General features: G+C 70.0%; 14 protein-coding genes, 15 tRNA genes and 1 pseudogene. 12 read left to right on the top strand and 18 right to left on the bottom strand.

What is annotated here, in order from left to right; all coding sequences use genetic code 11:
• Positions 1–4: 4 nt before the first annotated feature.
• Both lysX and KOI35_RS21760 read right to left on the bottom strand, forming a co-directional pair.
• The gene (gene lysX / locus KOI35_RS21765) at positions 5–3,277 is read right to left on the bottom strand and encodes a bifunctional lysylphosphatidylglycerol synthetase/lysine--tRNA ligase LysX (RefSeq protein WP_215789321.1); all 3,273 of its coding nucleotides are present in this window, start codon (positions 3,275–3,277) and stop codon (positions 5–7) included.
• A gap of 10 nt (positions 3,278–3,287) precedes the next feature.
• Entirely contained in the window at positions 3,288–3,830 is a 543-nt protein-coding gene (locus KOI35_RS21760; RefSeq protein ID WP_215789320.1) for a TetR/AcrR family transcriptional regulator, read from the bottom strand.
• A 186-nt stretch (positions 3,831–4,016) separates the two neighbouring features.
• On the opposite strand from KOI35_RS21760, the pseudogene KOI35_RS47540 reads away from it, so the two are divergent.
• The 3 genes and pseudogenes from KOI35_RS47540 to KOI35_RS21750 form a co-directional block, all read left to right on the top strand.
• Positions 4,017–4,415: pseudogene (locus KOI35_RS47540) on the top strand (MFS transporter); the annotation flags it as partial.
• 178 nt (positions 4,416–4,593) lie between these two features.
• A complete protein-coding gene (locus KOI35_RS47535; protein WP_308121108.1) occupies positions 4,594–5,406 on the top strand; it encodes an MFS transporter in 813 nt (270 codons plus the stop codon).
• Between the two features lie 333 nt (positions 5,407–5,739).
• Entirely contained in the window at positions 5,740–6,771 is a 1,032-nt protein-coding gene (locus KOI35_RS21750; RefSeq protein WP_215789319.1) for a hypothetical protein, read from the top strand.
• 191 nt (positions 6,772–6,962) lie between these two features.
• Here the strand turns inward: KOI35_RS21750 and KOI35_RS21745 are convergent.
• The 15 genes from KOI35_RS21745 to KOI35_RS21675 form a co-directional block, all read right to left on the bottom strand.
• A tRNA-Arg gene (locus KOI35_RS21745) sits at positions 6,963–7,035 on the bottom strand.
• Between the two features lie 4 nt (positions 7,036–7,039).
• A tRNA-Tyr gene (locus KOI35_RS21740) sits at positions 7,040–7,121 on the bottom strand.
• A gap of 2 nt (positions 7,122–7,123) precedes the next feature.
• A tRNA-His gene (locus KOI35_RS21735) sits at positions 7,124–7,194 on the bottom strand.
• A 2-nt stretch (positions 7,195–7,196) separates the two neighbouring features.
• Positions 7,197–7,268: transfer RNA gene (locus KOI35_RS21730), tRNA-Val, on the bottom strand.
• Between the two features lie 5 nt (positions 7,269–7,273).
• Positions 7,274–7,345 (bottom strand) — tRNA-Val (locus KOI35_RS21725).
• Positions 7,345–7,423 (bottom strand) — tRNA-Met (locus KOI35_RS21720). The genes KOI35_RS21725 and KOI35_RS21720 overlap by 1 nt, the downstream gene beginning before the upstream one ends.
• Position 7,424: 1 nt before the next feature.
• A tRNA-Lys gene (locus KOI35_RS21715) sits at positions 7,425–7,497 on the bottom strand.
• Positions 7,498–7,509: 12 nt separating this feature from the next.
• A tRNA-Ser gene (locus KOI35_RS21710) sits at positions 7,510–7,596 on the bottom strand.
• Between the two features lie 12 nt (positions 7,597–7,608).
• A tRNA-Ile gene (locus tag KOI35_RS21705) sits at positions 7,609–7,682 on the bottom strand.
• 12 nt (positions 7,683–7,694) lie between these two features.
• Positions 7,695–7,767 (bottom strand) — tRNA-Ala (locus KOI35_RS21700).
• A gap of 17 nt (positions 7,768–7,784) precedes the next feature.
• Positions 7,785–7,857, bottom strand: a tRNA-Leu gene (locus KOI35_RS21695).
• Between the two features lie 17 nt (positions 7,858–7,874).
• Positions 7,875–7,947, bottom strand: a tRNA-Thr gene (locus tag KOI35_RS21690).
• Between the two features lie 3 nt (positions 7,948–7,950).
• A tRNA-Leu gene (locus KOI35_RS21685) sits at positions 7,951–8,023 on the bottom strand.
• Positions 8,024–8,050: 27 nt separating this feature from the next.
• Positions 8,051–8,123 (bottom strand) — tRNA-Gly (locus KOI35_RS21680).
• 3 nt (positions 8,124–8,126) lie between these two features.
• Positions 8,127–8,199: transfer RNA gene (locus tag KOI35_RS21675), tRNA-Ala, on the bottom strand.
• A 459-nt stretch (positions 8,200–8,658) separates the two neighbouring features.
• On the opposite strand from KOI35_RS21675, the gene KOI35_RS48995 reads away from it, so the two are divergent.
• From KOI35_RS48995 to KOI35_RS21655, 4 genes are all read left to right on the top strand, one after another.
• Positions 8,659–11,541, top strand: a complete 2,883-nt coding sequence (locus tag KOI35_RS48995; RefSeq protein WP_215789318.1) for a tetratricopeptide repeat protein — start codon at positions 8,659–8,661, stop codon at positions 11,539–11,541.
• Positions 11,538–11,960: a VOC family protein gene (locus tag KOI35_RS21665; RefSeq protein WP_215789317.1), complete on the top strand. Its 423-nt coding sequence runs from the start codon at positions 11,538–11,540 to the stop codon at positions 11,958–11,960. Before KOI35_RS48995 ends, KOI35_RS21665 begins: the two co-directional genes overlap by 4 nt.
• Positions 11,957–12,706: an SDR family NAD(P)-dependent oxidoreductase gene (locus KOI35_RS21660; protein ID WP_215789316.1), complete on the top strand. Its 750-nt coding sequence runs from the start codon at positions 11,957–11,959 to the stop codon at positions 12,704–12,706. Before KOI35_RS21665 ends, KOI35_RS21660 begins: the two co-directional genes overlap by 4 nt.
• Positions 12,707–12,787: 81 nt before the next feature.
• Positions 12,788–14,197, top strand: coding sequence for an FAD-dependent oxidoreductase (locus tag KOI35_RS21655; protein ID WP_215789315.1), 1,410 nt, complete (start codon positions 12,788–12,790; stop codon positions 14,195–14,197).
• On the opposite strand, the gene KOI35_RS21650 is transcribed toward KOI35_RS21655, so the two are convergent.
• A complete protein-coding gene (locus tag KOI35_RS21650; RefSeq protein WP_308121107.1) occupies positions 14,174–15,316 on the bottom strand; it encodes an NAD(P)/FAD-dependent oxidoreductase in 1,143 nt (380 codons plus the stop codon). The two genes, KOI35_RS21655 and KOI35_RS21650, sit on opposite strands and share 24 nt — an antisense overlap.
• A gap of 106 nt (positions 15,317–15,422) precedes the next feature.
• Between KOI35_RS21650 and KOI35_RS21645 the strand changes: the two genes are divergently transcribed.
• The 5 genes from KOI35_RS21645 (at position 15,423) to KOI35_RS47525 (ending at position 19,912) form a co-directional block, all read left to right on the top strand.
• Positions 15,423–16,136: an SDR family oxidoreductase gene (locus KOI35_RS21645; protein ID WP_215789314.1), complete on the top strand. Its 714-nt coding sequence runs from the start codon at positions 15,423–15,425 to the stop codon at positions 16,134–16,136.
• A complete protein-coding gene (locus KOI35_RS21640; protein WP_215789313.1) occupies positions 16,133–16,531 on the top strand; it encodes a hypothetical protein in 399 nt (132 codons plus the stop codon). The genes KOI35_RS21645 and KOI35_RS21640 overlap by 4 nt, the downstream gene beginning before the upstream one ends.
• Positions 16,532–16,541: 10 nt before the next feature.
• The gene (locus KOI35_RS21635; protein WP_215789312.1) at positions 16,542–17,315 is read left to right on the top strand and encodes an enoyl-CoA hydratase-related protein; all 774 of its coding nucleotides are present in this window, start codon (positions 16,542–16,544) and stop codon (positions 17,313–17,315) included.
• 106 nt (positions 17,316–17,421) lie between these two features.
• Positions 17,422–18,774, top strand: a complete 1,353-nt coding sequence (locus KOI35_RS21630) for a glycosyl hydrolase family 18 protein (protein WP_215789311.1) — start codon at positions 17,422–17,424, stop codon at positions 18,772–18,774.
• Positions 18,775–18,946: 172 nt separating this feature from the next.
• Positions 18,947–19,912 carry an EamA family transporter gene (locus KOI35_RS47525; protein ID WP_246613584.1) on the top strand — a complete coding sequence of 322 codons (966 nt, stop codon included), beginning with the start codon at positions 18,947–18,949 and terminating at the stop codon, positions 19,910–19,912.
• Positions 19,913–19,948 lie beyond the last annotated feature (36 nt).

Genomic DNA, 19,948 nt, shown 5'->3' with positions numbered 1-19,948 from the left:
ACACCTATCGTCCGGAGGGGCGATGGAAGGGGAAGGCCAGCGTGGCCCGGATCGACGTGCCGGTGAGCAGCATGACCACCCGGTCGACGCCGAGGCCGAGGCCGCCGGTCGGGGGCATGGCGTATTCCAGTGCGGTCAGGAACGCCTCGTCGATCTGCATCGCCTCGGGGTCGCCGGCCGCCGCCTTCAACGACTGGGTGGTCAGCCGGTCCCGCTGTTCGGCCGGGTCGATCAGCTCGGAATACGCGGTGCCGAGTTCCATCCCGAAGGCGACCAGGTCCCAGCGTTCGGCCAGGCCGGGGTGGTGCCGGTGGGTACGGGTCAGCGGCGACGTCTCGAGCGGGAAGTCGGTGTAGAACGTCGGGTGCGTGGTCTGCTTCTCGACCAGCGCGTCGTACAGCTCCAGGACGAGTTCGCCCGAGGTGGCCCCGGCCGGCGCGTGCACGCCGTGCTCGCCGCAGACCGCGCGGACCCGCTCGACGGGTGTGTCGGCGGTCAGTTCGGTGCCGGCGGCCCGGCTCACCGCCTCGTGCACCGTCACCACCGGCCACGGCTCGCTCAGGTCGACCGGTTCGAGAGTGCCGTCGGCGGCAGGCCGCATCGCGATCGGCCGGCCGTGCACGGCGACCGCCACCTCGAGGATCAGCTCGCGGGTGAGTTCCCGCATCACGTTGTAGTCGGCATACGACTGGTACGCCTCGAGCGAGGTGAACTCCGGGTTGTGGGTGGCGTCCACGCCCTCGTTCCGGAAGTTGCGGTTCAGCTCGAACACCTTGCCCATACCGGCCACGCACAGCCGTTTGAGGTAGAGCTCGGGCGCGATCCGCAGATAGAGCTCCATGTCGTACGCGTTGATGTGGGTCCGGAACGGGCGCGCCGTGGCTCCACCGTGCACGGCCTGCAACATGGGCGTCTCGACCTCGGCAAAACCCCGTACGGCAAAAGCATCTCGCAAGGCTTTGACCGCGGTGCTGCGATCGCGGAGCACCCGCATCGAGTCGGGGTTGACCAGCAGGTCGAGGTAACGCTGACTCACCCGGGCCTCGGGATCGGAGAATCCGGCGTGCGCGTCGGGCAGTGGCCGCAGGCACTTGGCGGCCATGACCCAGTCGTCGGCCAGGATGGACAGCTCGCCCCGGCGGGATTCGCCGATCTCGCCGGTGACGCTGACCAGGTCGCCCAGGTCGACGGTCCGCCGCCAGCGATGCCGCAGCTCGGCCGGGGTGCGTTCGCCGGTCAGCATCACCTGCAGGGTGGCGTCGTCCTCGGAGAGCACCCCGAAGATCACCCCGCCCAGGTCGCGGATCGCCCGGACCCGGCCGGTGACCGAGACCTGCGTCCCGGCGCCGGCGACGCGCGCCCCGGCCAGCGTGGCGGTCCGCGGCACGTGCACCGGATAGGACTCCAGGCCGTCCTTGAGCAGGCGTTCGGTCTTCATCATCCGGGCCCGCTGCTGCTGGCTGAGCTGACGCACCGGGCGGGCCGGGCGCAGCAGCTCGTCCTCCTGGGCGAGAACAGCGTCGAGGAACGGCCGGTGGTCGACCACCGCCTCGGCCGGGTCGTGCACGGTCGGCGCGTACGACGGCAGGAAGCCCTCGGCCATGCCCGCGGCCAGCACGGCCCGGCTCAGCGTGAGCGACGAGTCGTAGCAGAGGAATCGCGGCAGCCACGTCGGCATGAACTTGGCGTTGGCCCGGTAGAGCGACTCCAGCTGCCAGAACCGGGAGGCGATGGACAGCACGGCGTCGCTCATCCGGGTCACCGGGCCGGCCCCGACCGCGTCGGCCGTGCTGAAGATCGAGCGGAACATCGCGAAGTTCAGCGAGATCCGGCGTACGCCCAGGTCGGGGCAGGCCTCCACGAGCGCTGCGACCAGGTATTCGGTGAGCCCGTTCTCGGCCGTACGGTCGGCGCGCATGAGATCGAGCGACAGCCCGCGGACGCCCCACGGGACGAAGCTGAGCATCCCGCGTACGTTCCCCTCGGGATCGCTCGCGGTGACCACCACGCAGCGCTCGTCGGCCGGGTCGCCGAAGCGGCCGAGCGCCATCGAGAAGCCCCGCTCCGGGTCCGGTCCGCGCCAGGCCGCCGCGAGCCGGTCCAGTTCGGCCCGTTCGTCGTCGTCGAGCTGCCCCTGCCGGCGTACGGAACTCGTGTATCCGGCCGTGTGCACGCGCTTGACGGCTCGCTGCACCGGGCGCATCGCCTTGGTGTGCAGGCTGAACGCGGCCACGTCGAGCACCGCCTCGTCCCCGATGGTCAGAGCCTTGAGACCGTTTTCCACGTACGCTCCGGCGCCCGCCTCACTCGCCGAAAGAACCGCGGGGAACCAGCCGTGCCCGCGCGCCTCGGCCAGCCAGGCGTCGATCGCGGCGGGCCAGGAACTGACGTGCCCGATCGGGTCGCCGCTGGCCAGGCTGACCGAGGCGATCACCCGGTAGGTGACCGCGGCCCGCCCGTCCGGCGAGAACACCACCGACTTGTCGCGCCGGGTCGCGAAGTAGCCCAGCGAGTCGCGTTCGCCGTCCTGCAGCACGAGCCGGCGCAGGCGTACCTCGGAATCGGCGTCCAGATACTGCTTGGCCCGGGCCGACCGCAGGAAGATGCCGACCGCGACCAGCAGCACCAGCGCCGAGATCGTGGAGGCGGCGACGGACGCCCAGTGATGGCCGTGGTGACCGTGCAGGCGGGCGTCGATGCCGCCCACGCTCAGCCCGAGAGACGACCGGGTCGCCCAGGCCACCTGCTCGCCGACCCCGCGCAGCGTGTCGGGGAAGACCCAGGTCAGGGCGAACGCGTTGATCCACGAGACGGTCAGACCGACGCCGAGCACGGTCAGGGCGGCCAGCCGGGAACCGGTGGCCAGCCGGGCCGGGAACTGGTGGCGGGCCCGGCGCAGCAGCACGGCGGCCACGACTGCGATGACGGCGCTCGCCCCGGTGAGCACGACCTCGAACCGAGTCATGTCGAGGTCGGCCTGGCTCGGGTCGTTCCAGAAGGCGATCCCGGCCGCCAGCAGCGCCAGATCCAGCACGAAGGCCAGGATCTGATAGAGGAACAGCACCACGTACGCGGCCCGCAACCGGCGCCGCAGCGCACTGCCCAGCAGGAGCAGCACGGCGGCGACGAACAGGTTGGGCCCGGCCGGGATGTTCAGCAGCTCGAACGCGTCGTCGACCCAGCGTGGCCACTCGAAGGCCCGCAGCGGAAAACTGACCAGCACCCACGCACCGGCGATGGTGACGATCCGCCCTGCCCAAGCCGCGACCTGATCCATTCACTGGATCCTAGAGCGGCTCGGCGAGGCTCAGCAGCATCGGGCGCATCCGGGCCAGGTAGCGTCGCGCGATCTCCTCGCTCTGCAGCGGCATGGCGGCGAGCCCGTCGGTGGCGAGTTGCACCAGCACGACCCGATCGGGGTCCAGGCCGTCGGCTGCAAGATCCGTTTCCCACCGTACGGCGTCACGACTCACCAACGCAGCGACACCCGGCTCGGAGCGCAGCAGGGCCAGCGCCTCCCACCCCGGCTGATCCTCTTCGCGTTCGAGGTCGTCGCACACCGCCCGCACGTACGCCCGCAGGAGCTTGCCCGGCCGGTTCTCGGCCAGGTCGAGATGGGCCAGGACGTCGCGCCGGAAGCCGTCGAGCACGTCGCTGGTGACCGCCTCGAACAGGGCTTCCCGGGTCGGGAAGTGGTGCAGCAGCCCGCTCTTGGAGACGCCCGCGTCACGGGCGATCGTGCCGATGGCGACTCCGGAGCCGTCGCGCACCACCGCCCGTACGGTGGCCTCGAAAATCACCTGCCGGGTTCGCTCGGTGTTCCGGGTCATGTGCGTCACATTACCAGCCAAGGTGACTGGCCGTACCGACCAAATGGTCGGTACGGTGGTCGGGTGACGTCCTCGATCGCTCCTCCGCGCGCCGGTCGCCGCCAGTGGGCCGCCTTGTCGATCCTGACCCTGACCGTCGTGCTGCTGGCCGTCGACGGGACCGTGCTGGCGCTGGCCGTGCCCAGCATGACGACGGATCTCGACCCGAGCGCCACCCAGCTGCTGTGGATCGGCGACATCTACTCGTTCGCGCTGGCCGGCCTGCTGGTCACCACCGGCAACCTGGCCGACCGGATCGGCCGCAAGAAACTGCTGATGCTGGGCAGCCTCGGGTTCGGCGCCGCCTCGGTGCTGGCCGCGTTCGCCCCCACGGCCGAACTGCTGATCGCGGCCCGGGTCCTGCTCGGCGTCGCGGGCGCCACGATCATGCCGTCCACCCTGTCGATCGTCCGGGACACGTTCCGCGACCCGGCCCAGCGCGCCCGCGCCATCGCCGTCTGGTCGGCCGGCGCCACCGCCGGGGCGGCACTCGGCCCCCTGGTCGGCGGCGCTCTGCTGGAGCGTTTCTGGTGGGGCTCGGTGTTCCTGATCAACATCCCGGTGATGCTGCTGGTACTGATCGGCGGCAGCCGCCTGCTGGACGAGTCGCGCAACCCGGACGCCGACCGGATCGACCTGCTGTCGGCCGCGCTGTCCGTGGCGACCGTCGTGCCGGTCGTCTACGCCGTCAAACAGGTCGTGAGCAAGGGATTCGGCGTGCTCGGTGCTGGCCCTGATCGCCGGCATCACCGCCGGCGTGCTGTTCGTCCGCCGCCAGCGCCGCCTGGCCACCCCGATGATCGACGTCGCGCTGTTCCGCCGGCCCGCCTTCGCCGGGGCGGTCGCCTCGACCACGGTGGCCATCCTGGCGTTCAGCGGGCTGCTGTTCTTCTTCTCGCAGTACCTGCAGCTGGTCCGCGGCTTCAGCCCGATGACGGCGGGCCTGGCCGAGCTGCCGATGACGGTCGCGTCGATCGCGGTCATCCTCGTCATCGGCCGGATCGCCGCGTGGCTCGGCAGCGGACGAGCCATCGGCGCCGGACTGGCCGTCACCGCAGTCGGGTTCGCGCTGCTGGCCTGGGCCGAGGGGCTCCCCGGCTACCTCTGGGTCGGGGTGGCGACGGCGGTGATCGGCCTCGGCGTGGGCGTGGCCATGGCATTGTCGACCGACGCCGTGGTCAGCGCCGTGCCCCGCGAACGGGCCGGTGCGGCCGCGTCGGTGTCGGAGACCGCGTACGAGCTGGGAATCGCCCTGGGGATCGCGGTCCTGGGCTCCCTGCACACGGCGTTCTACCGGCTCAACCTCGACGCCGGCACGCCCGCCGCCGTGACCGAGTCGCTGGCTTCGGCGGCGCGCGCCCTCCCCGGCGGCGGCGAACTGCTCGACCATGCGCGGGAGGCCTTCACCACCGGCATGCAGGCGACGACCCTGACCGGCACCGTGCTGCTGGTCATCGCGGCCGTGATCGCCTGGCGGGTCATCCCGTCATTCTCGACGCAAGCTGACCCCGAATCCGCTCGTTCGACACCGTCCTGATTGTTCGTCACGACCGCCGGTTTGTTCAGCAGGCAGACCCAGGCATGCGCGACCGTCGAGCGCGGCGGACTGTCGCCGTGAGCATGGTGAGACCGTGAATCTGTCCGCCACCGGCACGAATGCCATTGGTCGTGGCGAGGTGTCGGGTTGCAGACGTGCCGTTCGGGCCTCTGAGTACGCCGACTTAGAGTGATGTACGCCTTTCATCGGGGAGGCACCGTGTATGAATCACATCCAGATCGTGGCCACCCACATCCTGCTCGCGGGCGGGCGTCCATTCCTGAACCGCCGAAGCCCTGGTACCGGCGGTGGGGAGGAAGCGCGTATCGCGGTGTGCTGGCAGCCGGTGCGGTGGCTGGCGCTGTTACGGCGGTCATCGCGCTGCGTCCCGCGCGGGACGTGGTCGACGCGGCCGCGTTCACTGGCCTGACGGTAACCACCGGGGTGCCGTTCAGTGAGTACCGGCAACGTCTGGAAGCGCCACACCCCAAGCCGGTCAGTCTGGGCAGCATTCAGCGTGTCGCAGAACACCAGATGATCGCGCCCAGCACGCCAACCCCCGTGCTCACCGACGACACCGGCGCCCCGGAAACCCTCGCGACGCCGACCTTACCGACGGGTGCGTCAACGGGGGCATCTGATGACTCGGCGACATCGGCCCCGCCTCGGGAATCCAGTTCATCACCTACCGCCTCGGACCCAGCGGTGTCACTGACGGTCAGCCGCCGGCAGCTGTTCCCTCAGACCTTGGCAACCTCCACCGACACGCCTCAACTCGTGCGGCCCTCGCTCAGCACATCCGCCGACCAAACCGAGTGGGATGTGCACTTCGGCCAGCTGTCGGATGCATGCGGCGGTCAGCGTTTCCTGCCTACGTTCTGCACGTTCGCGTCAGACGCTTGGGCCAACGCGGCCGCCTTGGCGGGCACGTCGAAGTCGGGTGGGTCGGCGAGGGGCGACAACGGTGGGGTGGCGCCGACCGGTGGGCAGTCCGCGGCCTCCAAGCAAACTGTCAAGACTCGCATCGCTGAGCTGCAGGGCATGCGGACGGTGAAGATCAAAGGCTCCAAGAAGCGTGAGCCCGTCGGCGTTGTCGTCTCCAGCAACATGGACTTCACCGGGCTGCGAGGTAAGAAGGTCCTGCTCTCGTGGCAGATGTGGCAGGTCGGGGGAACCAAGCGGCTCTACGGTGACTGGCTCAACGAACTGCTCGCATACCAGATCGTGCCCACCACCGATCACGACACCAGCAACGCCGACTTCTGGATACCGTTGCCTAAGGCGGACGGGCCGTTCTTCATTCGTTCCCGCCTCACCTTCGAAGGCGCGACCCTCACCACCTCGGACAGCCCGTCCTTCAGCTGACAGGACGTCAATGCCGGTGCCGCGTCGCGCCGGATTCGAAGCTGATCCGCTTTCAACGCCTTCACCGGCCCACCCTCCACAGCAGATGACACAAATGAAGCCCCGGGCGGAATCGAACCGCGTGACGAGACCCGCTTTGCAGGCGGGCAGCAGCTCCAGCTACTCGCCGAGGCCAGGTCGTACTCCGTGCGTACCCTCGGACGGATTCGAACCGCCGGCCCCCGGGTTCGGAACCCGGTGCTCTCTCCGCTGAGCTACGAGGGTGGGGTGCGGGAGGTCGGATTCGAACCGACTCAGGCAATGCACCCGCTTTACAGGCGGGCCCGACTCTCCGACGTCGGCGCTCCCACGGGGCGATCGGGCGGAGTTGAACCGCCGCATCCAGGGCCACGACCTGGCGCTCTACCACTGAGCTACGACCGCAGTGCCCGCACCAGGGTTCGAACCTGGGACCTTCCCCGTGTGAAGGGGACGCTCTTCCACTGAGCCATACGGACGTACGTATCCCGGGCTGGGCTTGAACCAGCGACTTCCGCCCTGTCACGGCGGCGCTCTACCGCTGAGCTACCGGGATGGGAGCAGGGGTGGGATTCGAACCCACGACTTCCGGCTTATGAGACCGGCGAGGATGACCGGGCTCCTCTACCCTGCAGTGCGCCGCCGGGGACTTGAACCCCGAACCTGCTGATTAAGAGTCAGAAGCTCTGCCAATTGAGCTAGCGGCACTGGTGTTACCCGCGGAGACGGGGCGAGTCGAACGCCCACGGGGTTTGACCCCCCAACCGCTTTCGAGGCGGCGGCCGGCGCCCATCGGCTGGCGTCTCCTTTTCTGGTACGTGTCGTCGGGTGGGCTCGAACCACCGGCCTCCGCCTTATCAGGGCGGTGCTCCGACCTGCTGAGCTACGACGACCTGGGTCGTGCGTGGACCCGGCCGGGGTCGAACCGGCCACCTCCGCTGTGCGAGAGCGGCGCTCTACCTGATGAGCTACGAGCCCGTACCTGCTGAAATGCGTACCCGGAGCGCGATTCGAACGCGCACTGGCGCCGTCCTGAGCGGCGTGCCTCTGCCATTGGGCTACCCGGGCCTTGATCCTTGCTTCCGAGCCGGCGGCGGGACTCGAACCCGCTACCTGCCGATTACGAAACGGCTGCACGACCAGTCGTGCTGCACCGGCGCGTGCCCTCGGCGCGATTCGAACGCGCACAACCGACGTCCTCAACGTCGGGCCTCTGCCGTTGGGCTACGAGGGCGTTGCTTCCCTTCACTTGACGGGACCGAGCGGTAGACCGGACTCGAACCGGTGCCTCCACCTTGGCGGGGTGGCGCTCTGCCTGACTGAGCTACAACCGCGTGTGGACCTGGGCGGATTCGAACCGCCGACCCCCGGTCTGCCGAACCGGTGCGCTACCGACTGCGCCACAAGCCCATTACTGAAAAGTCCGGAGCCCCCGAGTCGAACGGGGTGTCTCACCCTCCCAAGGGGCGCGGGTTTCCGTCTCCCTCGCTCCGGATTAAAAGTGTCATCCGCTGTGGAGTTGTCAATTTACGGGCAGCATTCATCGAACCCGCGGCGCTAAGAGAAAATTGGTCGGAAAACGAAAAAGCCGCCGTTCCCGAGTCGGGTGCGGCGGCGTCTGTCAGCTGGATGCTAGCCAGACCACCGCGCCCGGGAGGGCTTGACGCCATAAAGCGCCAGAGCACACGGCAGAAGGTGATGCGTAACGATCGAGGCGTAGTGCGACATCATCTTCTCCGTTCCCCTTGGTATCCGGTGGTGATAACCAAGGTAGGCGGCCCGGGCAAACTTGGCAACGCTATTTATCGCCACAGACAAAGACGCTCGGCGGCACGTATCCGCCGACCCCGTCCCGCGGTTGATGGATAAGTGACCAGAGGGCAAGCAGGTTGGTACGGCCGGGGCGCCGGCGTAGCGGTCGGCACCGGACTGGCCGGTGCCACCGGGTGGCTGACGTCGTGGCCGGAATACATCGACACCGCACCACTCGGATTGACGGTCGGCGCGGCCGGGGCGGTAGTCGGGTTCGCCGCCGGAGCGTGGTGGGACCGCCGCGCCGCCCGACTCGAGGCTGAGCGCTTCGAGCGTGAACGCTGGGCCGGCCTGTTCTCCGACTCGCCGACCCAGGCCCTGCCCACACAGGACGCCGATGGCGGACAGGGCGCCGAACTGCTGCTGCCGCAGGCCGCGGTGGTCGATTTCGAGCGCGCACATCGCCCGCACGTCGTCCAGATCCGGACCTGGTGCACGGAACCGGAACCGGGCCGGGTCTGGCTGCTCGCCGGAGGGCCCGGCGCCGGCAAGACCCGTGTCGCCATGCGGGTCGTGCAGCAGCTGCGCGGTCTCCCCGATCAGCCGTGGGACTGTGGATGGCTGCGTCCGGGACCCGGAAAAGGCGAGGCAGCGGCGGATCTCGCCGACACGTGGGACCGGCCGGTGCTCATCATCGTGGACGACGCGGACCTCCACGACGACCTTTCCGCTCTTCTTGCCGCCGCGCACCGTCCACGCGGAGAGCACGCCAAGGGCTTCCGGATTCTGCTCGTCGCTCGAGAGTTCGGCGCCTGGTGGGACTACACCAAGCAGAAGGTGCGGGTCAGCATCGACACGGCGGCGGAGAGCACGTGGGTCGGGCCGCTCGCCGCCGATCTGCAGGGCCAGCGGGTGGCGACCCGCCGGGCCGTCTCGGCCTTCGCCGCGAGGCTGGAGGTTCCGGTCCGGGCCGACAACGTCGTGCTCCGTGGGTTGCAGCCGGGAACGCCGGCGATGCTTCTTCACGCCGCGGCGCTGGAATCGGTGCTCCAGACCCGGGACGGATACCACGCGCCGGTCGACGTGAACGACGCGGTCGACAGCCTCCTCGACCGGGAGGTCGAGCGCTGGGTCCGGGAGGCCCGCCGCCAGAACCTCACCCACTATCCCCAGGTCACCGAGGAAGTCCTTCGCGACACGCTGGTGCTGGCCACCCTGGTCGGCGGGCGCGACGACGCCGACGCCGCGCTCCTGCTGCGGCACGTGCCGGGGCTGACCGATCTCACCCCGGACCTGGCCGGGAAGCTGCTCAACTGGATGCGCTTGTACGGCGTGCTCGCCGAATACCGGGCCCGTCCCCACCTCCCGGCGGTTCTGGCCGAGACTCTCGTCGTCAAGGCACTGACCGGCAATCCGATGATGGCCGGTGCGGTCGCCCGACTGGCCGGCACTCCGGAACAGGCCAGTTACGCGCTGGCCGTACTCACCCGAGCCGCCGCGCACAGTCCGGCGGCGATGACTGCCGCCGGGTTGCTGATCCAAGCGGATCCCCTCCGCCTGTTACCGATCGCGATCGAGTTGGTGCGCCGGGGCGTGGGAAGTCTGGACCCGGCCATCGCCGACGCCCTCAAGGGGATGACTCTGCCGTGGGACGCTGCCCTCCGCCTGCACGACGACGCGTTCCGCTCGAGCTCCCGGCTGAGCCTGACCCTGATCGCTCTGGCCACGGTTCTGGTGGCTTGCGCGCCCGACAAACCGCGGCGCGCGGCGTCGCTCGACCGGATGTGCGCCTCGTTGGTGATGACCAGCTACCTGGGCGAGGCGCTGAAACCGGCCGAAGACGCTGTGCGTCTGCTCCGCACTCTGGCGCGATCACGGGCGGATCGGCATCTGCCCAGCCTTCCCGGCGCCCTCACCGTTCTCGCCGGTGCGCTCCACCAATCCCGGCGCCCGGACGATGCGGCGGAGGCGGCCCGGGAAGCCGTGAAGCTCCGCTCCGACCTGGCCGATACCGATCCCGAACAGCATCTGCCCCTGCTTCCCGGTGCGCTCACGGTCCTCGCCGCCGCGCTGCGCGATTCGAGAGATCCGAGCGAGGCGGTCACGTTCGCCCGGGAAGCGGTAGCCCGGCGCCGGCAACTGGCCCGGACCGACCCTGATCGGCACCGTCCCCTGCTCCCGGCCGCCCTCACCACGCTGGCCAGCGTGCTCCATCAGGTTCGCCGGGACGCCGAGATCCAGGAGCCGGAGCATTCGGACATCGATGCCCGCCGAGCCGAGGCGGTCGTTCTCGCCCGGGAGGCCGTCGCTCTGCGACGTGAACTGGCGGCCGCCGATCCCGATGAGCACCTGGCTCTGCTTCCCGGTGCTCTGACCGTTCTCGCCAGCGTGCTCTACAGCGCCGAGCTCTGGGACGAAGCAATCGCCCCGGCTCGAGAGGCCGTCGCCCTGCGTCGAAGTCTCGCCAACGGGCATCCGGACCACCATCGCCCTCTGCTCCCGGCCGCACTCGCCATCCTGGCCTGCGCCCTGCACAAGTCCGCGCTGAGAGGCGAGGCCGAGGCGTACGCGGCCGAAGCGATCACGCTCTGGGAATCCCTGCCCGCGGCGGAACGCAATCAGCGCTGGAGCGTCTTCCCCGCGCCCCTGGCTCACCTGTCCAGTGCACTGGGCGCCCGATCCGCGGACCCTGCCCCCCTCGATATCGGCATCGGGCAGGGCGTCATGTTGCTGGCGATCACGGATGACGACGAGGTGGACACGTCCTGGCACCGCGGGGAGCCGAGCGCCCGGCGGGATGCGCTCTTCGAGAGCCTGGAGGAGATCGACGACGGCCGGAAACCACCCTACGACTCAGACGATCCCGTTCAGGGTCTCGCCATCATGGTCTACGACGCCGCCCGCCCGGAGAGCGCCCTGACGTCGGCTCGCGAGGTCGTCGTCCATGCGGGCCGTGATCGTGGAAGGGTACTCATGGACGGAGAGAAGGGGGCGCCATGACGGGCAGGCCGGCGGTGCATCTGGCGATACCGGTGGATGACCTTGGAGCGGCACGGGCGTTCTATGGCGGGGTGCTCGGGCTCGACGAGGGCAGGTCGAGCGACCACTGGATCGACTGGAACCTGCACGGGCATCAGCTCGTCACGCACGTCGTGGCCGGGCCGCCGTACAAGGCCGGCGACAGCGAGGTGGACGGGCACGAGGTGCCGATCCCGCACTACGGGCTGCTGCTGAGCGCCGAGGAGTTCCACGCGCTGGCCGAGCGGCTGCGGGCGGCCGGCACGGTGTTCCTGATCGAGCCCTACCTGCGGTTCCCGGGCCGGCCGGGCGAGCAGTGGACCATGTTCTTCCGTGATCCGGCCGGCAACGCACTGGAGTTCAAGGCCTTCCGGGACGAGAGCCAGGTGTTCGCCCGATGAGCCGGCGTGTGTTGGTGACCGGAGCCTCGCGCGGGATCGGGCGGGCCATCGCGGTCGCGTTCGCCCGGCGCGGTGACACGGTGGCGGTGCACTACGGGAGCGATCGGGAGGAGGCCGCGGCCACCGTCCGTACGATGGAAGGGGTTGGACACACGCTCGTCGGTGGTGATCTGGCCGATGCGGAGCAGGCGCGCACCGTGGTCGACACGGCCGTCGCCGAGCTGGGCGGCATCGACGTGCTGGTCAACAATGCGGCGATCGCGCCGGGCGACGGCAACCGGCACGAGATCGCGACCGTCTCCTATGCGGACTGGCAGCGCGTCTGGCGGCGGATGACCGACGTCGACCTGCTCGGGGCGGCCAACGTGACCTATCTCGTGGCGCACCACATGATGGGACAAGAGATAAAGGGCAGCATCGTCAACGTCGGTTCGCGGGGCGCCTACCGCGGTGAGCCCGACTTCCCGGCGTACGGGGCCGCGAAAGCCGCCCTGCACGCGTTCGGTCAGTCGATGGCGATCGCCCTGGCCCCGTACGGGATCGCGGTGGCCTCGGTCGCCCCGGGCTTCGTCGGAACCGAGCGCCAGCAGAGCAAGATCGACGATTCCGTACGCGGGCAGTCGCCCTTCGGCCGGGTCGGCACCCCGGAGGAAGTGGCGTCGGCCGTGGTCTACCTGAGTTCCCCGGAGGCGGCCTGGTCGTCGGGGGCCGTGCTCGACCTGAACGGCGCGTCTCACCTGCGATAAGAAGGCGGTAGCGACGTCTCTCGATGGCCCGGGTATCTTCATCGGAGAGGAAAGAAACTTTCACATTCACCGGGGGTTCTGGTGTCCGCTTCAGATCGCTTCGCCCTGTTGTCGACGTCCGAGCCTCCGACCGGTCAGCGCGTGCTGTTCGACCGGGCCGTGGTGCTCGGGGGCAGCATCGCCGGGCTGATGTCCGCCCGCGTGCTCAGCGATCATGCTACCGAGGTGCTGGTGGTCGAGCGCGACGACCTGCACGAGCTCGACGTGACCGACGAGAAGATCGCGGCCGACCCGACCGGTGCCGTGGCCCCGCGCCCGGGCGTTCCGCAGGGCAGCCAGGTGCACGCGCTGCTGCCGGCCGGCCTGATGCAGCTCGAGCGGTTCTTCCCCGGCTTCATCGACGAGGCGCTGGCGGCCGGTGCGGTGAACCCGCCGCCCGAGACCAACCGGTTCTACATGGACGGCAAGCTGCGGGAAGATCCGCCGACCGGCCCGGCCGCACAGGCGCTGATCTCGAGCCGCCCGTTCCTCGAGGCGCTGATCCGGCACCGGGTGCTCGCCCTGCCCAACGTCCGGGTGATCCAGGGCCGCGGCGACGGCCTGATCCTGCGCGACGACGCCGTGGCCGGGGTACGCCTGGCCGACGGCACCGAGGAGGAGGCCGGCTTCGTCGTCGACGCCACCGGCCGGTCCAGCCGGCTCGGCGACTGGCTCGACGGGCACGGGTTCGCCAAGCCGCCGATGCAGCGCATGGGCATCAAGCTGAACTACGCCACCGCGCTGTTCCGCCGCCCGGCCGACGCCAAGGTGTGGACCTGCATCTCGATCGCCAACCCGGGCCCGGGCAAGGTGGCCCGGATCGGCGGCTTCACGCCGATCGAGGGCGACCGGTGGACCGTGCTCGTCTCCGGCTACGACGGCGACCGGCCCGGCCGTGACGCGGGCGAGTTCCGGCAGCGCTGCTCCGACGACTTCCCGCCCGAGTTCGGCGAGGTGGCGTCGACTGCGGTGCAGGTCGGTGACGTGATCACCTATCACCAGGCGGACAGCCGCCGCCGCGACTTCCACAAGCTGACCCGCTTCCCGGCCCGCCTGGTCGCGGCCGGTGACGCCGTGGCCTCGTTCAACCCGGTATACGGGCAGGGCATGACCTCGGCCGCGCTGCACGCCTCGGCGCTGTCGGCCTATCTGCGCGGCGAGCCCGACCTGAGCAAGCCGGCCCTGTCCTACTTCGCCGACGTCAAGGTCGTCGTCGACGCCGCCTGGCAGGTCTCGACCATGGCCGACCTCGCCCTGCCGCACGTCGACGGCCCGTACCCCAAGGGCTACAAGGCGATCCAGTTCTTCAGCGGCCTGATCTTCAAGGCGTCGATGCGGGACCAGTCGGTCAACGAGCGGCTGGGCTCGGTCACCACCATGCAGGAGCACCCGAGCGCGCTGACCAAGCCGCGTTTCCTGCTTCGCGCCCTAGCCATCGGTGCCCGCGGCTGACGGGCTCCACTCCCGGCCGAACCAGCGGCGGATCCGGTCGGCGCCGAACGCCGTCTTGTCCGCCGCCAGGTCGGTCGACGGGCCGATCAGCGAACCGACCGGGCGCTGCCCGGCCACGAACGTGACGTCGACCTTGGCCACCTGGTCGCCGCCGAACTCGAGGTAGCAGACGCCCCGGCCGTCGTAGGTGCGGGCGTGGCCGATGATCCGCTGGGCGACCACGGCCGCCTGCCCCTCGGCGAACACGCCCGCTTTCGGGGTGCCGACGCTGGTGACGTCGCCGACCGCGTACACGCCGGGGAACGACGTCTCCAGGGTCAGCGGGTCGACCGGGATCCAGCCGTCGACCGCGAGGCCCGACGCGGCCACCACGGCGGGTACCCGATGTGCGGGCACGCCGAGGAAAAGGTCGTACGGGAGCTCGGTCTCGTCGCTGAGCAGGGCGACCTTGCGCTCGGGGTCCAGCCCGCGCACCAGCCGCTCGGGGATCCACTTGATGCCCCGCTCGGCGAACGCGGCCAGCACGGCGGCGGACGCGTCGGGCGACGGCGGGATCGGGGTGCCGAGCGGCATGACCAGCGTGATGTCGCAGGGCAGACCGCGGGACGTCAGATACTCGTACGTGAGAAGGGCGGTCTCGCTCGGCGCCGGCGGGCACTTGAACGGCGTGGACGTGACCGCGACGACGACCCGGCCGCCCGGAAAGTCGCGGATCGCCTCGGCCGCCGCGAACGCCCCGGCCACCGTGTAGAACTCGTGACCACCCTCGGTCAGCCCCGGAGTCGCCGCCGGGTCGAGGTCGGCGCCCAGGGCCACCACGAGGATGTCGGCCTCGTACGTGCCGGCGCTCGTCTCGACCCGCCGCGCCGACGGGTCGATCGCGGTGATCTCGGCGCTCACGAACCGCACACCCGGGTTCACCATGCCGTCGTACCGGTGCAGCACCTGCACGGGGTCGTGCCGGCCGAACATGACGTCCAGCTTCGAGAAACCGAAGACGAAACCCTCGGCCCGGTCGATCAGGGTCAGCTCGACGTCGTCGCCGAGCTCGTCGGTCACCGTCGTCGCCAGTTCGAGTCCGCCGAAACCGGCGCCCAGCACCACCACGCGCGTTGTCACGTGGAGGACCCTAGCCGCGCTATGGCCCCCGCCACACCGCGTCACGTCCGCATTCACCCGCTCGTCCCCACCACGAGACCGAGTGAGCGAGCAAAGGACGGACGTTATGCGGATGGCAGTCGCCGGCGGAACCGGCTGGGTCGGCAAACTGGTGGTCGCCCGGGCCCACGCGGCCGGGCACGAGGTGGTGGTCATCTCCCGGTCGCACGGCGTCGACCTGATGACCGGCGGCGGCCTCGACGAGGCACTCGAGGGCGTCGACGCGGTGATCGACGTGGCCAACGTGGAGACCCTCAACCGGGCCACGGCCATCACCTTCTTCGAGACGACGACGCGCAATCTTCTCGCCGCGGAAGAGCGTTCCCACGTACGCCATCACGTGGTGCTCTCGATCGTCGGCGTCGACCGGGTCGACTCGGGCTACTACGCGGGCAAGCGCCGTCAGGAGGAACTCGCCCTGGCCGGCCCGATCCCGGCCACGGTGCTGCGGGCGACCCAGTTCCACGAGTTCGCGGCCCAGATGATCGGCCGCATCCCCGGCCCGGTGAAGCTGGTGCCGTCGATGCTGAGCCGCCCGGTCGCCGCGTCCGAGGTCGCGGCCGAACTCGTTCGCCTGGCCGAAGGTCCCGCGCAGGGCCTGGCGACCGACCTGGCCGGCCCCGAGGTGCTGAGGATGGCATCGATGGTGCGCCGCCTGGCCAAGGGCAAACTGGTGCTGACCGTGCCCGCGGGCCGCGCGATGGCGACCGGCGCCCTGCTACCGGCGGGCGACTTCCACCGCGGCGAGATCACCTTCGACGAGTGGGTGGCCGCCCGATGAAACGCTGGATCGCCCTGGCCCTGGCCGTCTCGGCCGCGGTCGTCGGGGTGTGGGCGGCGGCGTTCCCGCTGAGCTTCTACACCGACTTCCCCTCGCCGGGCCGCAACTGGGTGTCGACGCTGGGCCCGTACAACGAGCATCTCGTACGGGATGTGGGGGCGCTCTATCTGGCCCTGCTGGTGCTGAGCGTGTGGGCGTTCCGCCGCCCGACCCCCGAGTCGATGCGCGTGACCGGCGGCGCGTGGCTGGTCTTCAACTCGATCCACTTCCTGTGGCACATGCTGCACCTGGACATGTTCCCGACCATCGACAAGGTCGGGAACGCGGTCGCCCTGGGCGGCGTCCTGCTCCTGTCGATCCTGCTGCTGACCCCCGACCGCACCGCGCGGGGGTAGGGTCCTGACCGTGACTGGGGAGATCGTCGGCGACGTGCGTGAGGGCGTCGGCTGGGTCACGATGAGCAATCCGGCTCGGCGGAACGCGCTGTCGACGGCCATGCTCGGGGCGCTCGACTCCCTGATGCGCGGCCTCGACGATGACGACGACGTCCGGACGATCGTGTTGCGTGGAGCGGGCGAGACGTTCACCGCCGGGGCCGACATCTCGGAGTTCGCGTCCCACCACGACTCGACGGGTGACCGCGCCGTCTGGGAAGAGACGCTGACCGGGCTCTTCGAGACATTGAGCGGGCTGACCACGCCGCTGATCGCGATGATCCGCGGGCACTGTTTCGGGGCGGGCATGGCGCTCGCGCTCAGCGCCGACATCCGGGTCGCGGCCGAGGGCAGCCGGTTCGCCATCCCGGCGGCGCGGCTCGGTATCGGCTACCCGTTCGCGCTCGCGCAGACCCTGGTGCACGTCGTCGGGCCGGCCAACGCGAGCGACATGTTGTTCACCGCGCGCGCCTACGCCGACACCGAGGCCCTCGCGGCCGGGCTGATCAATCGGCTCGTCCCGGCCGGTGACCTGGAGGCCGACGTGCTGGGCACGGCTCAGGCGATCGCGGCGAACGCCCCTCTCGCCGTACGGGCGGCCAAGGCCTCGATCAAGGCGGCGGCGCACCCGTCCTTGACCGTACGGGCGCAGCAGTTGATCGCCGAGACCAGCGGCTCGCGGGACGAGTTCGAGGGGCAGCGGGCGTTCATGGAGCGGCGCGCGCCCATTTTCCGGGGACTTTAATCAACTTCTATATTGACGACTGTTAGTAAATCTTCCTAACCTTTGGTGGCCCGTAGTCATCCCCACGGCGCATCCCCCGCGCCGGACACGAAGGGTCACCATCCCCATGGCCATCAGAAGCCGGTGGGCCGCGGCCGCAGTCGCTGCCGTGGCCACCGCCGCCACACTCGCCATCCCCGGAACGTCGCAGGCGGCCGTCCTCCCGAACGGGTTCAAGAGCGTCGGCTACATGCCGTCGTGGGCCGGCAGCGTCACGAGCATCCAGTACTCGAAGCTGACCCACATCAACTACTCGTTCGCGCTCCCCAACGCCAACGGCACCCTCCAGCCCATCGAGAACACGTCCAAGCTGCAACAACTGGTCACCCTCGGCCACCAGAACAACGTCAAGGTCTCGCTGGCGATCGGCGGCTGGAACGACGGCAACGACTCCGCCTTCGAGTCGCTCGCCGGCAACTCCGGCACCCGCACCGCGTTCGTCAACAACGTCATGAACACCGTTCGCTCGTACGGGCTGGACGGTGTCGACATCGACTGGGAGTACCCGGATCCGGGCCAGTCGGGCAACAACTACACGGCGCTGATGCAGCAGCTCAGCACGGCCCTGCACAACGAGGGCAAGCTGCTCACGGCGGCGGTCGTCAGTGAGGGTGGCACGGCCAACGGCGTACAGCCGGCGGTCTTCGGTTATGTCGACTGGCTCAACATCATGGCGTACGACGGTGGGTCGCCCCACGCCAACTACGACTGGTCGATCGCATCGGCGAACTTCTGGAAGAACCGGGGACTGCCGAAGGCCAAGACCGTGCTCGGGGTGCCGTTCTACTCACGGCCGGGCTATCTGACGTACGCGCAACTGGTCGCCCAGGACCCGGCCAACGCCAACCGGGACTGCACTCCGGGCGGTGAGTGCTACAACGGCCTGCCGACGGTCCGGCGCAAGACCCAGTGGGCCATGGCGAACGCCGGCGGCATCATGAACTGGGAGCTGTCCCAGGACGCGACCGGCGCGAACTCCCTGGTCTCGGCCATCTACGAGGTGGCCACCGGTGGGACGACGCCGCCGCCGACCGGTGGCCGCACCGGCCGCATCACCGGGATCGGCGGCAAGTGCGTCGACATCGCGGCCGCGTCCAGCGCCAACGGCACGGCGGTGCAGCTCTACGACTGCAACGGCACCGGCGCCCAGAACTGGACGGTCGGCACCGACGGCACGATCCGCGGCCTGGGCAAATGCCTGGACGTGACCGCGGCCGGCACGGCCAACGGCGCACTGGTGCAGATCTACGACTGCAACGGCACCGGCGCCCAGCAGTGGCAGGCCCAGTCCAACGGCACGCTGCGCAACCCGGTCAGCAACAGGTGCCTGGACGCCGCGAACAACTCGTCGGCCAACGGCACCCGCCTGCAGATCTGGGACTGCTTCGCCGGTACGAACCAGCGGTGGGTCCTCCCCTGACCCTTACTCAGCCGGGGCCGCTCCGTTCGGGTTAGTCCGGACGGGCGGCCTCCGGTGGGCGACTGACCTGCGCCTTTGCGGACGGCACGATCGGCCGCATGTCCTATCGCGTATCCGACCGCGGTGTATCGGGCCGCCACCCCCGGCCCACCTGATCATCGTGGCTTGGGTGATGACATCCGCGGCGTTCGCCGCCGCGTCCTGGGGTATCTCCGACTTCCTGGCCGGCCTGCTGGCCCGCCGCCTGCCGATCCTGACCATCCTGGTCTGGTCCAAGGTGGCCGCGATGCTGCTGGCTCTACTGGCCGCGGCGGTCCGGGCCGCGCCCCCGCCCATGTCTCCCCGCTTGTGGCTGGCCGTGCTGGCCGGTCTGGTCGGCCTGCCGGCGATGGGCCTGCTCTACCGCGCGATGCGGGACGGGTCGCTGGCCCTGGTCGCACCGGTGGCCGCGATCGCCGCCCTGGTCCCGGTCGGGTGGGGCGTGATGCACGGCGAACGTCTGGGACTGCTCGCCACGCTGGGCGTCGCCGCCGGCCTGGCCGGAGCGACGATGGCGAGCTGGCCCGTGGAACCCGCGCAGCGCCGCCGGCACCGCACGGCGTCGTTGTGTGCGCTGGGGGCGGCGCTCGGCTTCGGCGTCTACTTCGTGCTGCTCCACGAGGCCGCCGAGGCCGACCAGTTCTGGTCGGTCGTCGTAGCCCGCGTCGCCGAGGGCCTGGCCGCCCTGCTCCTCGCGGGCCGGCGCCTTTGGGTCTCGGCGAGCAGCCGTTGGCCGCGTTTGATCTCAGTGAGCAGCCGTTTGATCTTGGTGAGCAGCCGCCGCCTCCCCCGCCCACCCGGGAACGCCGCTGACAGTAACCCGCCCGGCGGCGTGAAAACGGCTTGTCCACAGGCACTTTCGGCTCTGAGCATCCGCACGGCCGTACCGATTTTCGTCGTCGGCGCCACCGACGCGATCGCCGACGCCGCCTTCATCGCGGCCGCAGCGGCAGCGCTCGCTCCGGCGGCGGTGGTGGCGTCGCTCTATCCGGCGGTCACCTTGCTGCTCACCCGGTCGTTGCTGCGGGAGCGCTTGCACACCGTTCACTTGTGCGGGGTGCTGGCCGCGCTGTTCGCCGTGGCCTGCCTGGCCCGCTGACCGCCGCGTATCGATGGCTACGACAGAATCCGGACG

It is taken from the genome of Paractinoplanes bogorensis (assembly GCF_018829635.1).
In the GTDB taxonomy this organism is placed as follows: Bacteria; Actinomycetota; Actinomycetes; order Mycobacteriales; family Micromonosporaceae; genus Actinoplanes; species Actinoplanes bogorensis.
This window is presented reverse-complemented; position numbering and strand designations above follow the sequence as displayed.

Bases quoted from the DNA above. Each gene is read 5' to 3' on its own strand.
- KOI35_RS47525 (WP_246613584.1), top strand. From the start codon at position 18,947: ATGACATCCGCGGCGTTCGCCGCCGCGTCCTGGGGTATCTCCGACTTC.
- lysX (WP_215789321.1), bottom strand. From the start codon at position 3,277: ATGGATCAGGTCGCGGCTTGGGCAGGGCGGATCGTCACCATCGCCGGT.
- KOI35_RS21660 (WP_215789316.1), top strand. From the start codon at position 11,957: ATGAGCCGGCGTGTGTTGGTGACCGGAGCCTCGCGCGGGATCGGGCGG.
- KOI35_RS21665 (WP_215789317.1), top strand. From the start codon at position 11,538: ATGACGGGCAGGCCGGCGGTGCATCTGGCGATACCGGTGGATGACCTT.
- KOI35_RS21630 (WP_215789311.1), top strand. From the start codon at position 17,422: ATGGCCATCAGAAGCCGGTGGGCCGCGGCCGCAGTCGCTGCCGTGGCC.
- KOI35_RS21640 (WP_215789313.1), top strand. From the start codon at position 16,133: ATGAAACGCTGGATCGCCCTGGCCCTGGCCGTCTCGGCCGCGGTCGTC.
- KOI35_RS21760 (WP_215789320.1), bottom strand. From the start codon at position 3,830: ATGACCCGGAACACCGAGCGAACCCGGCAGGTGATTTTCGAGGCCACC.
- KOI35_RS21645 (WP_215789314.1), top strand. From the start codon at position 15,423: ATGCGGATGGCAGTCGCCGGCGGAACCGGCTGGGTCGGCAAACTGGTG.